Raw genomic sequence first — 13746 nt, 5'->3', positions numbered from 1 at the left:
CGCATTCAAATGATAGCGCTAACAACAGGAGGGGACAGCTCGATGCGCAAGCACGATTCCATTCATCATGTCGACATGGCCGGACGGTTCCGCACGGGGGCGTTGCGGGCCGGCGTCTCGGCGGCGGCACTCGCCTGCCTTTCGGTCGCAGCCCCTGCCTGGGCGCAGGATAGCCAGGCGGCGCCCGCCAAAACCGACACGCAGGACACGCCCACCGAGGACACGATCGTCGTCCAGGGCTATCGCCAGTCGCTGCAGAACGCGCAGGCGCTGAAGAAGAATTCGGACGTGATCGTGGACTCGGTGACCGCCGAGGACATCGGCGCCCTTCCCGACCGCTCGGTGACCGAAACGCTGCAGCGTATCCCGGGCGTGTCGATCAACCGCTTCGCCGCCGGCGTCGACCCCGACCACTTCTCGGTCGAAGGCTCGGGCGTGGTGGTGCGCGGCCTCACCTATGTCCGCTCCGAGTTCAACGGCCGCGAGGCGTTCAGCGCCAATAACGGCCGCTCGCTGAGCTTCGCCGACGTCCCCGCCGAGATGATGGGCGGCGTCGATGTGTTCAAATCGCCTTCGGCCGACCGCATCGAGGGCGGCATCGCCGGCGTGGTCAACCTGCGCACCCGCAAGCCGTTCGATTCCAAGGGCCTGGTGATCGCCGCTTCGACCGAGGTAAATTACGGCGACTTCGCCAAGAACCCGGGCGCCAACCTGTCGGCCGTGATCAGCAATCGCTGGAACACCCCGATCGGCGAGTTCGGCTTCCTGGCCAGCGCGTCCTATTCGAACCTTAAGAGCCGTGCGGACCGCCTGCAGATCTCGAGCTTCCGCCTGCGGAACCTCTATTCGGACGGCGACGTGAACGCCAATGGCGGCACCACCGTGAACAAGCGCGTGCTGTTCCCGCGCGGCGCGGCACTGGGCAGCCAGGAATTCGACCGCACCCGCTACGGCTATTCGGCCGCGGCGCAGTGGCGCAGCAATGACGGGTCGATGGAAGCGGTGGCGCAGTTCCTGCGCTCCGACGCGCGCCAGGCCTGGACCGAGCACGCCATGGAGATCGCGACCGACAACGTCTCGTCGAACGGCGACTCGCGGCGCGTGCCGGGCACCACGCTCAACTTCGACAGCGACGGCATGTTCACCAGCGGCACGATCACCGGCCCGACCGGCTGGCGCGCCGACCAGAACAGCGGAACCGACGCCCGCGTGCCGATGCTCGGCCTGCAATCGAACATCATCGCCCGCGCGCATGACGAGCGGCTGGTGACCGACGACTACAGCTTCAACTTCAAATGGGACGTCAGCGACCGGCTGGGCGTGACCGTCGACTATCAGCACGTCGATTCGAAGACCAACCTGATGGACAACGGGTTGTGGAACTCGACCTATCAGAACGCCTCGATCCAGCTGCGCGGCAAGGATTATCCGAACGTGCAGTTCCTGCCGCCCCAGGTGTGCAGCGGCCCGGCCGCCAATTCGCAGGACCCGCCGGGCACCGATAACGATTGCGCGGGCTTCGGCGGCCGCCCGGCGGCTGCGCCAGGCTCGCAATATTCGCCCAATTATTACGGCGCGGGCCACACCAGCTTCACCGATCCGTACAATAGCTTCCCGCGCGCGGCGATGGACCATATCGAGGACAGCGACGGCAATTCCGACGCCTTCCGCCTCGACCTGGAATATACGCTGCCCGAGAACGGCTTCCTCAAGTCGATCCGCGTCGGCGGCCGCTATGCCGACCGCGACCAGATCTCGCGCTATTCGGCCTATAACTGGGGCGTGCTCTCCGAGCAGTGGGGCAATGGCGGCCCGGTCTGGCTGAGCGACAATGTCGACGGCACGACCGGCGGCAATGGCGGCTCGGCGGTGCTGGGCAACTACAACGCGCCCTATTATTTCAGCAACTTCTTCCAGGGCAAGGCGCCGAACCCGCTCGCCGGCCAGGGCCGGCTGTTCTACGCGCCGAACTCGACCGCCGACTACGCCGCGTACATCGCCTATGCCAACATGGTGAGCCGCGAATGGCAGCCGGGCGTCGCCAACTGCCCGTCGGATAGCCCGGCAAACAGCGTCGTGCGCAACGGCGGCTGGAACGCGCTGGCCGCACGCTGCGGCGTGATTGCCGGCACCCCGTTCCTGCCGAGCGAGATCAACCCGATCCGCGAGACGAACAAGGCCGCCTATATCATGGCGCGCTTCGACACGCAGCTCGGCGGCCTGCACCTGACCGGCAATGCCGGCGTGCGCTACACCACCACCAACCGCGACTCGCAGGGTGTGCAGCAATACACCTATGACAGCGTCTATCTGCCGACCGAGGCGACCTGCCTTGCACCGCCGGCAGACGCATCGGCGATCGTCCAGGGCTTCTGCGCCAAGCCCAAGGCGATCCGCGATACCGTGCGCGCCTTCCAGAACGGCGCGATCGTGCCGAACCCGGGCAAGACCAAGTACAGCTACTGGCTGCCGAGCGTGAACCTGAAGCTCGAAGTGGGCGGCGGGCTCCAGTTCCGCGCGGCCTATTTCAAGGGTATCTCGCTGCCGTCGACCGGCCTGATCCGCAACTATGGCGACATCCGTGTCAACGCGGTGCAGAACACCAACCCCGATGGCACGCCGATCCAGGGCAGCTTCCGCCTGCAGGCGGACGTCAACCGCGGCAACCCCTTCCTCATGCCGGTCGAGGCCGACAATTTCGACCTGACGGCGGAATGGTATTTCTCCAGCGTCGGCCAGCTGACCGTCTCGGGCTTCTACAAGCGCCTGAAGAACGTGGTGACCAACAGCACCCAGCGCATCCAGCTGAGCAACAACAGCCAGACCTTCGACGCGGTCTACACCAAGCCCGAAAATGCCTCGGCGACCGGCACGATCAAGGGCGTGGAGGTCGCCTATCAGCAGACCTTCAACTTCCTGCCGGGGCCGCTCAAGGGCCTCGGCCTGCAGGCCAACTACACCTATATCGAATCGAGCGGCGTGCCGCAGAGCACGCTGTCCGAAACCGATCCGGACGTGGGCGCGGGCCGCGTGACGACGGTGCGGCTGCAGGACCTACCGCTGCAGGGCCTGTCGAAGCACCAAGTGAACATCACGCCGTTCTTCGACTATGGCCCGCTGTCGCTGCGTGCGACCTATTCCTGGCGCTCCGACTTCCTGCTGACCATCCGCGACGTGATCGTGCCGAACGACCCGATCATCAACAAGGCGACCGGCCAGCTCGACGCGTCGATCTTCTACTCCTTCTCGCCGCAGGTGAAGATCGGCGTGCAGGCGTCGAACCTGCTCAACGAAGTGGTGCGCACCACCGCGATCGTGACCGATGCGAACGGCAAGAATGTCGAGGTGCCGCGCGGCTGGTACATGAACGACCGGCGCTTCGCCGCGATCATGCGCTTCAACTTCTGATCTGAAAAACACCCTGCCTGGCGCTGCCGGTTCCCGCCGGCGGCGCCATTTTTTGTATGGCGTGCGGAGAAAACCCGGACATGCCAGGGACATCAACCGCGGGAAGCATGGCCCGTGCATTGCCGGGACAATTTCGAATGACATCGCTGCGGGAGATCGAGGGGCCGCTCGACGCGGCGGGGCTACGGGTTCTGGTGCAGGGTTATGCGCCGGTCGTGCTGCGCGGCGTGGCGAAGGATTGGCCGCTGGTGCAGGCCGGCGCGGTATCGGCGCAGGCGGCGTGCGACTATCTGCTCGGCTTCGACCAGGGCGCGGCAGCCGAGGCGTTCGTCGGCCCGCCCTCGATCAAGGGCCGTTTCTTCTATTCGGACGACATGCGCGGCTTCAATTTCGAGCGGCGCAAGGGACGGTTCGCCGACCTGCTCAAATATCTGCTGCAGCTGCAGGGGCGCGAGGACATGCCCGCCGTCTATGCCGGCGCGGTCGAGACGGCGCAGGCGCTGCCGGGGTTCGCAGGCGCCAACCAGCTGCCCGCCTTGTTCGGGATGGGCGCGGAGCCACGGATCTGGGTGGGCAACCGGACGAGCATCAGCACGCATTTCGATGCGTCGGACAATATCGCGGTGGTCGCGGCGGGGCGGCGGCGCTTCACCATCTTCCCGCCCGACCAGACGGCGAACCTCTATATCGGCCCGCTCGACCATAATGTCGCCGGCCAGCCGCTGAGCATGGTCGACCTCGCCGAGCCCGACTTCGAGCGCTTCCCGCGCTTCCGCGACGCACTGGCAGTGGCGCAGACGGCGGAGCTGGAGCCGGGCGACGCGATCTACATCCCTGCGCTCTGGTGGCACCATGTCGAGGCGCTGTCGGACTTCAACGCGCTGGTGAACTTCTGGTGGACGGACTCGCCCGACCAGGACGCGCGGTTCGACGCGATGGTCTATGCGGTGCTGACGCTCAGCCGCCTGCCGGCGGAGCGGCGGGCGGCCTGGTCGGAATATTTCGACGCCTTCGTGTTCCAGGAACATGGCGATCCGGCCGCGCATCTGGCGCTGGAGCATCGCAGCGTGCTGGGCGAGCCGACGCCGCAGCTGCGGCAGTATATCAAGCAGTATCTGATGCGGGGGTTGCAGAGGCCTTGAGGCAATCAACCCTCTACCGCTTGCGGGAGAGGGTGGCCGAGCGAAGCGAGGCCGGGTGAGGGTCAGTGCGGGACGTAAGCGACGCTTTAGCGGCCCCCACACACCCTCTCCCGCAGGCGGGAGAGGGAATTGGGGCGAAGGTCACTTCGCCTGGCCCGGGGCGTAGGGATTGGTGATCGCCTTGTAATATTCCAGGTCGTGCGCGGGCGGCTTGTGGCCCGCTGGCAGCGGGCGCTTCGAGATCGACTGGAAATAGGCGATCGAGGCATCGCGCCACCAGGTCGCTTCCTGGTGCTGGATCGCCAGGAAATCGCGTACCTCGGCCCAGCGTGCCGTATCGACCTTGCCGCGCAGACCATCCCAGTCGGCCTGCATCTTGCCAACCGCGCCGACGCCGGCGTCGTAGCGGGTTACGAGCTCGTCCCACAGGATGCGGCCGGATTTGGTGCGATAGTCCCAGGGCACGTGATGGAACCAGAGCAGCAGCTTCTCGGGGATGGTCTCTGGATTGCCCCAGGCCTCCACGACCTCGGGAGCATATTGCCCGAGCGCGTCGCTGCCCCTGGCGGTCCGGTCGAAGCCGATGCCGGCAGCATCGGCCTTGTGGTAATAGACCGGGTTCCATTCGGGGCGGGCGAGGTCGGAAACCCAGGGTCCCGGACCATAGTGATGCCCGGTCGCCATCAGATGGCCGAGACCGAGCGGCGTCATGTAGTCGACCACCGCCTCGCGCGAGCCCATCATCATGCCGACCACCGGCTCGACCACCGCCGGATCATTGCCCCAGGTCATCCGCGCCCAGTCGCGCGCGATCGGCCCAGCCTTCGCATCCGGATCCCAGGCGAAACGGCCAAAGGCGTACCAGTTGGCCTGGTCGAACTGCGAGCCCGACCAGTTGCGGTCGCTGCCGATATTGGCGACCCCGGCCATGCCGGTGGCGGCACCGGCATCGATCGGCGTCTCGATCACCTTGGCAACGGTGCTGCCCCTGGCGGGGCGGAAGGTATCGCTCTGCAGCGCTTCCTCCCACATCGTGCCGAGATAGGCGAGGTGGGTAGCGAAGCCGAGATATTCCTTGGTGATCTGGAATTCCATCATCAGCGGCGTCCGGGGCATCGCGCCGAACAGTGGATGAAAGGGCTCGCGCGGCTGGAAATCGATCGCGCCGTTCTTGACCTGGACCAGGACATTGTCGCGGAACTCGCCGTCGAGCGGCTGGAACTCGGTATAGGCCTGTTTGTGCCGGTCCTCGGCATTCTCGGCAGCATAGACGAAGGCGCGCCACATCAGGATGCCGTGATGCGGGGCGAGCGCATCGGCCATCATGTTGGCGCCCTCGGCATGGGTGCGCTTGTAATCGGCCGGGCCGGGCTGGCCTTCCGAATTGGCCTTGACCAGCAAGCCGCCGAAATCGGGGATCACCGTGTAGATCTCGTCGATCTTGGCCTTCCACCAGGCCTGAACCGCAGGGTCGAGCGGATCGGCGGTCTTCAGTCCGCCCAGTTCGATCGGCGCCGAGAAACGCGCGGTGAGATAGACCTTGATGCCATAGGGCCGGAAGACCTCCGCCAGCGCCTTCACCTTCTGGAGATAGTCGGGGCGCAGGATATCGGCATTGGCGTTGACGTTGGTCAGCACCGTGCCGTTGATGCCGATCGAGGCATTGGCGCGAGCATAGTCGACATAGCGTGGGTCCTTGTGGAGCGGCAACTTCTGCCAATCCCAGATCGACAGGCCGGCATAGCCCCGCTCGACATGGCGATCGAGATTGTCCCAATGGTTGAGGACGCGGACCTTGAGCTTGGGCGCATCGATGATGTCGAGATTGTCGATCGACTGGCCGGTCTGGAGCAGCCTGAGGAAGCGGAAGACGCCGTAGAGCACACCGACATCGCTGTGCGCGACGATGAAGATCGTGGGCTTGCCCGATACGTTCCGGGTGCGGATCGCATAGCCTTCATCGCCCAGACCCGACGGACGACCGGCGACTTCGAAGGCCACCTCATCCGTGGAGATCAGGATACCGCCAGCCTGGTCGATCTTCTCGCGCTGGCTCGGCGCAGCGCCGATCATCCCGGCCAGCCCGCGCTTCAGCTCGTCCGCTGCCGCGGCGATGATCGGGCGATCCGTGGAAGCGACAAAGTAGCGAACCGCCGGCGCAACGCGCGCTTTCGCCGCGGATTCGAGCGGCTGATAGCGCAGCCAGAGGTCGTATCCGTCCTCGGCATGCGCTTGATTCGCAAGGCCGAAACACATAAACGCAGACAAAATAGTCAGCAATTTCCGAAGCATCGCTCTTCCTACCTGCAAACGGTCATACGCCGCCGTTGACAAGCTTGTAACAGGGCAACAATGGTAGCGCTACCAAGGACAGAAGCGCGCCGAGCGATGCGCCGGAACAGGATGGGGAAGCAGAGACTTCATGGCCGAGATCGTATCCGCGCGCGTGATCGTTACCTGCCCCGACCGCAACTTCGTGACGCTCAAGATCGAGACGGCGGACGGTATTACCGGCATCGGCGACGCCACGCTGAACGGGCGCGAGATGGCGGTGGTCAGCTATCTCCAGGATCACGTCATCCCCTGCCTGATCGGGCGCGACGCGCACCGGATCGAGGACATCTGGCAGTATCTCTACAAGGGCGCCTATTGGCGGCGCGGCCCGGTGACCATGTGCTCGATCGCCGCGGTCGACATGGCGCTGTGGGACATCAAGGCCAAGGTGGCGGGCCTGCCGCTCTATCAGCTGCTCGGCGGCGCGAGCCGTGAGGGCTGCATGGTCTATGGCCATGCGAACGGCGCGACGATCGAGGAGACGATCGAGGAAGCCATCCGCCACGTCGAGCAAGGCTACAAGGCCGTGCGTCTCCAGGCGGGCGTGCCGGGACTCAAATCGACCTACGGCGTCGCCAAGCCGGGCCAGCGCTACGAGCCGGCCGACGGTGCGCTGCCGACCGAGAGCCTGTGGTCTACAGAGAAGTATCTCCGCTCGGTGGCGCCGCTGTTCGACAAGGCGCGTGAAGTGCTGGGCTGGGACGTGCACCTGCTCCACGACGTCCATCACCGGCTGACCCCGATCGAGGCAGGCCGGCTGGGCAAGGAGCTGGAGCCGTACCGCCTGTTCTGGATGGAGGATGCGACGCCGGCGGAGAACCAGGCCGGCTTCCGCCTGATCCGCCAGCACACCACCACCCCGCTGGCGGTGGGCGAGATCTTCAACACGATCTGGGACTGCAAGCAGCTGATCGAGGAACAGCTGATCGACTATGTCCGCGCGACGATGGTGCATGCGGGCGGGATCACGCACATGCGCCGGATCGCGTCCTTCGCGGACCTGTACCAGGTGCGCACCGGCTGCCACGGCGCGACCGACCTGTCGCCGGTGTGCATGGCCGCGGCGCTGCACTTCGGCCTGTCGGTGCCCAATTTCGGCATCCAGGAGTTGATGCCGCACACGGCGAAGACCGACGAAGTCTTCCCGCACGCCTATTCCTTCAAGGACGGGATGATGCATCCGGGCGACGCGCCCGGGCTGGGCGTCGAGATCGACGAGGCACTGGCGGCGAAATACGAATATAAGCGCGCCTATCTCCCCGTCGCACGGCTCGAGGACGGAACTTTGTTCAACTGGTAAGCGGGGAGAGGCTTGCGGATGACCGAGATTACGCGCCGTGGATTGCTGGGCGCAGGAGCCGCGATGGCCGCCCTGCCCTTTCCTTCGATCGCCCAGGCAGCCGAGGGGCTGAACGTCGTGGCGAAAGCCAGGGGCATGCGCTTCGGCTCGTGCCTCGCCTGGGGTCCTCCGGGCGCCGACCGCGGCTCCTTCACCAATCCGAAGTACGCCGAACTGCTCAAGCGCGACTGCGGCGTGCTGGTGCCCGAGAACGAGTTCAAATGGCAGGCGATCCGGCCCGACGCCAAGACCTTCAACCTCGATCATTTCTCCGACATGCTCGACTATGCCGAGGCCAACGGCATGGCGATGCGCGGCCACACCCTGCTGTGGCACAAGACGCAATATTTCCCGAAATGGCTGAACGACCATGATTTCGGCGCCAGCCCGGTGAAGGAAGCCGAGAAGATCCTCGGCACGCATATCCGCACGCTCTGCAAGCTCTATGGCAACCGGATCGTGAGCTTCGACGTGGTCAACGAGACGGTGGAGGAAGGCACGGGCGCGCTGCGCACTTCGTCGCTGTCCAAGGCGTTCGGCGGGACCGAGGCGATGCTGGACTTCGCCTATCACACCGCCCGCGAGCACGCCCCGGGCGTCGAGCTGGTCTACAACGACTATATGAGCTGGGAGCCGGGCAATGAGGGGCATCGCTACGGCGTGCTCAAGCTGCTCGAGGGGTTCCGCAAGCGCGGCGTGCCCTGCGACACGCTGGGCGTGCAATCGCATATCGGGCTGACCGGCGACGGCACGGTGGGGGCGCTGGTGAGCCGGCAGGAAAAGCCGTGGCGGACCTTCCTCGATACCGCCACGCAGATGGGCTACAAGTTGGCGATCACCGAGTTCGACGTGGACGACCATCTGCTGCCGACCGACGCCAAGCTGCGCGACGGGATCGTCGCCAATTATGCAGCGGCCTATCTGGAGATCATGGTCTCCTATCCGCAGCTCAGGGACGTGCTGGCCTGGGGCATGTGCGACCGCTTCACCTGGCTGAACGGCTTCAAGCCGCGCAAGGACAAGACCCTGCAGCGCGCCACGCCCTATAATGACCTGTACCAGCCAAAGGCACTGTACGGCGTGATCCGGGATGCCTTTGCGGGTGCCCCGGCGCGATAAGTCGATCTTGTCCAAGATCGTTCAGAAAACTCGTGCTAGGGGCTGATTCGACGGACCTAATTGCGGGAGTGGAACGATGGCGGCGGCAGCCGCGAGCCAGGAACCGAGCTTCGAGGCGCTGTTGTCCGGCGACCTTGATACGGGCCAGCTGCACGCCCTTGCCGACCGCATCGCCGCAGGCCACGTCGCCGCGCCCAAGGGCGACGGTGCCGCCTTCCGCAAGACGCTTGCCCTCGCCGCGACCAGCGAGGCGCAGCGGGCCGAGCTTGCCGCGCACCAGGACTCGATCGCCCGCCGCATCGCCGCCGGCCGCGTCCGCGCGGTGATGGGCGAGCCAATGGACCTGCTCTACGACCTTGCCCGCCCCGTGCTCGACGTGATGCGCGGCGGCATGGCTGGCGAGGCGAACACGCTGGCCAACCGCTATCTCGACATCGCCCCGCAGGGGGCGACCGGCTGGGCGCTGCTGCCGCTCTACCTTTCGCTGCGCGCGAGCGCCGAGGGGGATTCCGATCTGGCCGAGAGCCTGCTCGCCCCGGCCAGGCCACGGCTGGTGGTGATCGGAGGGCTGTCGGGCACCGGCAAGTCGACGCTGGCACGGCTGCTGGGCAGCCGGATCGGCCGCCTGCCCGGCGCGCGGGTGCTGCGCTCCGACGTGTTCCGGAAACGCCTTGCAGGAGTGAACCCGGAAACCCGGCTGCCGCCCAGGCATTATACCCGTCGCAATGACGACGAAACCTATGAGGCAGTGTTCGAATCGGCCGACGATCACCTGGCCTGCGGCAACAGCGTGATCCTCGACGCGGTGTTCATGGCGCGCAGCGAGCGCGACGTGGTGGAGGCGCTGGCCGATCGCTACCGGGCGAGCTTCACCGGCATCTGGCTGGAAGCGCCGGAAAAGGATCGCATCGCCCGAGTGAAGGCGCGCGAGAACGACGCGTCGGACGCGACCGAGAAGGTCGTGCGTGAGCAGTCGCGCCGCTCGGTCGGCGAGATCCACTGGCACCGCATCCGGGTGAACCGCCCGCAGGAGCTGATCGTCGCCGCCGCGCGTGCCGCGCTGGATCGCGCGCGCTGATGGCGATCGCCACGCTGACGCTCAACCCGGCGCTCGACGTGACGACCTGCACCGAGAAGGTTCGCCCCCACCACAAGCTGCGCTGCTCGGATCCGCGCTTCGATCCGGGCGGCGGCGGGATCAACGTGGCGCGGGTGGTGACGCATCTCGGTGGCATGGCGACGGCGGTGTTCCCCAATGGCGGGCCGGCGGGCGGGATGATCGTCAAGCTGCTCGAGGACAAGAAGATACCGATCCTGCCGGTGCCGATCGCCGGTGCGGTGCGCGAGAGCTTCACCGTCGACGAGGATCGGCCAGGCGACCAGTATCGCTTCGTGCTGCCCGGGCCCGAGCTGCATGACGACGAACTGACGGCACTGGTCGATGCGCTGTTCGGAATAGTGGAGGTCAGCCACATCGTGGTGAGCGGCAGCCTGCCGCCGGGTTGCGATCCGGCGATCCTCAAGCGGATCGCGGAGCGTTGCCACGCCGCCGGGGCGAAGCTGGTGATCGATACCTCGGGGCCGGCGCTCGCCGCCTGCGAGGGCGCGGGTGCCTGGCTGATCAAGCCGAGCCTGCGCGAAGCCGCCGACCTGCTCGGCCGCGAGATCGCCGGCGAGGCGGACGAAGCCGCGGCGGCGAAGGAATTGCGCGATCGCGGCTTTGCCGAATGGGTGGTGGTCTCGCTCGCGGAGCGCGGGGCGCTGCTGGTCGGCAAGGACAAGGAATTGCGCGTGGCGGCGGTGCCAGTGGAAGCCAAGGGCACGGTGGGTGCCGGCGACTCGATGGTGGCCGCGATCACCCTCGCCGCTTCGCAGGGCAAGGGGATCGAGGATGCGCTGCGCTACGGCATCGCCGCCAGCGCGGCGACGCTGATGACTCCCGCGACCGAACTGGTGGACCGGGAGGACGTCGAACGGCTTTACGCCGGGATGGCTTCCTGAACCTGCTGCACCTCGGCCGCGTCCTGCTTGTAGAACAGGTCGTACATCGCCTCGAGCATCTGGCGCGCCTCTTCGCTCGCCAGCGTATAGAAGATCATCTGGCCGTCGCGGCGTGCGGCGACCATCCCTTCGCGGCGGAGCAGGGCAAGCTGCTGCGACACGGCGGTGTCACGTGCCTCGGTAAGGCGCGCGAGCTCGCCCACCGACTTCTCGCCATCGAGAAGGTGGCACAACAGCAGAAAACGGCTTCGACCCGATAGTGCCTTCAGGAACGCGGAGGCACGATCGACTACTGCAATCATTTCATTCTTCACGGGCGGACAGCTAGGGAGGGACGCCTCTGGTTGCAACCGCTATCTCGCGGGAAAGACATAGGAATTCCATTCGAATGTGAAGTCTTCCTAGACTGGAAGGGAATAGATGGCATTCCCATATCCGGGGCGTGTCCACACTGTTTCCCATACTTTTCGAAAAGGCCGTTCCGCCCGGAATCGAACAGGCCAAGAATATCATTTCGCCTATGGAAGAAGCCGAGCTGATTCGGGCCATCGACATAGCCGGGCTGGAGCCGTTCCGATTTCAGCAATGGGAGGGGAAGCGGCTGACGCGCAGCTTCGGCTGGCGCTACGACTTCACCGATTCAAGTTTCGCGCAAGTGGAGGCGCTTCCGGACTGGCTGCTGCCGCTGCGCGAAAGAGCGGCGGAATTCGCCGGGCTGGCGGCGGAGGCGCTCGTCCAGGCATTGGTGATCCGGTACGATCCGGGTGCCGGCATCGGCTGGCACCGGGACCGGCCGGTGTTCGAGCATGTCGTCGGCGTGTCGCTGGGCGCCCCGGCAGTGCTGCGGCTTCGCAGGCGACGGGCGGACGGGAAGTTCGACCGGGCCGAGCTACCGCTGGAGCCGCGCGGAGCCTACCACCTTTCCGGCGAGGCACGGCATGCATGGGAACACAGCATCACGCCAATGGATGCGGCGCGCTGGTCGGTGACGTTCCGGAGCTTGGCCTCCTAATTCCTCCCCCAGCTTGCCTGGGGGAGGGGGACCATTCGCAAAGCGAATGGTGGAGGGGCGTGCCGGGCACCGGCGCGTTGCGCCGGCCCCTCCGCCACCGCCGTCGGCGGCGGTCCCCCTCCCCGGACAAAGCTCGGGGAGGAATTTAGAGAGCCGCGAAATCCACCGGTCCGTCCTTGTCGAGGAACCGGGACTGGTCGGCGAGCGGGTATTTCAGCCCGGTCGCGCAGTTGAACAGCACCACCTTCTCGTGCCGAGCGACCAGCCCCTCGGCCAGCGCCTTGCGCCAGGCCGCGAGCGTCGCGCCGCCTTCAGGGCAGAGCAGCAGCCCGTCCTGCCGGGCGGCATCGTCCACCGCGCGGGCGATGCTCTCGTCGCTCACCGCCATCGCCACGCCACCGCTCTCGCGCACCGCATCGAGGATCAGGAAGTCGCCGACCGCCTGGGGCACGCGGATGCCCATCGCGATCGTGTGCGCATCCTCCCAGCGGGTCGCGTGGCGCTCGCCCGCCTCGAAGGCACGGACCATCGGGGCGCAGCCCTCGGCCTGGACCGCGATCATCCGCGGGCGCCTGGCACCGATCCAGCCCAGCGCCTCCATCTCGGCGAACGCCTTCCACATGCCGATCAGCCCGGTGCCCCCGCCGGTGGGATAGAAGATCACGTCGGGCAGCTCCCAATCGAGCTGCTCGGCAAGTTCCAGGCCCATCGTCTTCTTGCCCTCGATCCGGTAGGGCTCCTTGAGGGTGGAGAGGTCGAACCAGCCGCGTTCCTTCGCGCCCTGCCCCACCAGCTTGCCGCAATCGTCGATCAAGCCGTTCACCCGGTAGACGCGCGCGCCCTGCGCCGCGATCTCGCGGACGTTCACCTCGGGCGTGTCCGCCGGGCAGAAGATGACGGACTCGATGCCGACCCGACTGGCATAGGCGGCCGCGGCGGCGCCGGCATTGCCGTTGGTCGGCATCGCGATCGTCTTGACGCCCAGCTCCCTGGCCATGGCGATCGCCATGACCAGCCCGCGCGCCTTGAACGAGCCGGTGGGCAGGCGCCCCTCGTCCTTGACCCAGAGATGCTTCGCGCCGGCCGCGCGTGCCACGGCATCGAGCGGGATGATCGGCGTGGCGATCTCGCCGAGGCTGACGATATTCTCCGTCCGGCGGACGGGCAGCAGCTCGCGATACTTCCACAGGTCCGCGGGACGGCGGGCGAGTTCGTCCCTCGGCAGCGCGGCCTTCACGCCTTCGAGATCGTAGCGCACCAGCAGCGGCCGTCCCACGCGCGACAGGCCGTGCAGCTGGTCCGCCTCATAGCGCTCTCCGGTCATCGAGCATTCGAGATGGGTGACGAAGGTCTGGCGGTCGGTGCTGAGATTGGTGTCGTGGCGCAAGTGA

General features: G+C 66.3%; 10 protein-coding genes. 7 read left to right on the top strand and 3 right to left on the bottom strand.

All coding sequences use genetic code 11. The features are described from left to right. The first annotated feature begins 42 nt into the window (after window positions 1-42). Window positions 43-3408, top strand: coding sequence for a TonB-dependent receptor (locus tag GGR46_RS11835; protein ID WP_221262709.1), 3366 nt, complete (start codon window positions 43-45; stop codon window positions 3406-3408). Window positions 3409-3545: 137 nt separating this feature from the next. Further along, complete coding sequence (locus GGR46_RS11830; RefSeq protein ID WP_183997902.1) at window positions 3546-4550, top strand: cupin-like domain-containing protein; 1005 nt, start codon at window positions 3546-3548, stop codon at window positions 4548-4550. 141 nt (window positions 4551-4691) lie between these two features. On the opposite strand, the gene GGR46_RS11825 is transcribed toward GGR46_RS11830, so the two are convergent. Continuing rightward, complete coding sequence (locus GGR46_RS11825; RefSeq protein WP_246426044.1) at window positions 4692-6806, bottom strand: alpha-glucuronidase family glycosyl hydrolase; 2115 nt, start codon at window positions 6804-6806, stop codon at window positions 4692-4694. 166 nt (window positions 6807-6972) lie between these two features. Between GGR46_RS11825 and manD the strand changes: the two genes are divergently transcribed. The 4 genes from manD to GGR46_RS11805 all read left to right on the top strand — a co-directional run bounded on the left by manD (window position 6973) and on the right by GGR46_RS11805 (window position 11343). Continuing rightward, window positions 6973-8184: a D-mannonate dehydratase ManD gene (manD, locus tag GGR46_RS11820; RefSeq protein ID WP_183997899.1), complete on the top strand. Its 1212-nt coding sequence runs from the start codon at window positions 6973-6975 to the stop codon at window positions 8182-8184. 18 nt (window positions 8185-8202) lie between these two features. Further along, on the top strand, window positions 8203-9342 hold the full coding sequence (locus GGR46_RS11815; RefSeq protein WP_183997896.1) for an endo-1,4-beta-xylanase: 1140 nt from the start codon (window positions 8203-8205) through the stop codon (window positions 9340-9342). Between the two features lie 76 nt (window positions 9343-9418). Then, window positions 9419-10420: a P-loop nucleotide/nucleoside kinase family protein gene (locus GGR46_RS11810; RefSeq protein WP_183997895.1), complete on the top strand. Its 1002-nt coding sequence runs from the start codon at window positions 9419-9421 to the stop codon at window positions 10418-10420. Further along, the gene (locus GGR46_RS11805; RefSeq protein ID WP_221262708.1) at window positions 10420-11343 is read left to right on the top strand and encodes a 1-phosphofructokinase family hexose kinase; all 924 of its coding nucleotides are present in this window, start codon (window positions 10420-10422) and stop codon (window positions 11341-11343) included. Before GGR46_RS11810 ends, GGR46_RS11805 begins: the two co-directional genes overlap by 1 nt. Here the strand turns inward: GGR46_RS11805 and GGR46_RS11800 are convergent. Next, complete coding sequence (locus GGR46_RS11800; RefSeq protein ID WP_343058125.1) at window positions 11322-11657, bottom strand: ArsR/SmtB family transcription factor; 336 nt, start codon at window positions 11655-11657, stop codon at window positions 11322-11324. The genes GGR46_RS11805 and GGR46_RS11800 overlap by 22 nt on opposite strands. A 128-nt stretch (window positions 11658-11785) precedes the next feature. On the opposite strand from GGR46_RS11800, the gene GGR46_RS11795 reads away from it, so the two are divergent. Next, window positions 11786-12355 carry an alpha-ketoglutarate-dependent dioxygenase AlkB gene (locus tag GGR46_RS11795; RefSeq protein ID WP_343058124.1) on the top strand — a complete coding sequence of 190 codons (570 nt, stop codon included), beginning with the start codon at window positions 11786-11788 and terminating at the stop codon, window positions 12353-12355. Between the two features lie 145 nt (window positions 12356-12500). On the opposite strand, the gene GGR46_RS11790 is transcribed toward GGR46_RS11795, so the two are convergent. Next, on the bottom strand, window positions 12501-13742 hold the full coding sequence (locus tag GGR46_RS11790) for a threonine synthase (RefSeq protein WP_183997891.1): 1242 nt from the start codon (window positions 13740-13742) through the stop codon (window positions 12501-12503). Between the last annotated feature and the right edge of the window lie 4 nt (window positions 13743-13746).

This window comes from Sphingomonas kyeonggiensis (genome assembly GCF_014196745.1).
GTDB lineage: Bacteria > Pseudomonadota > Alphaproteobacteria > Sphingomonadales > Sphingomonadaceae > Sphingomonas > Sphingomonas kyeonggiensis.
Note: the sequence above shows the minus strand (reverse complement) of the source record. Positions and strands in the feature narration are given on the sequence as shown.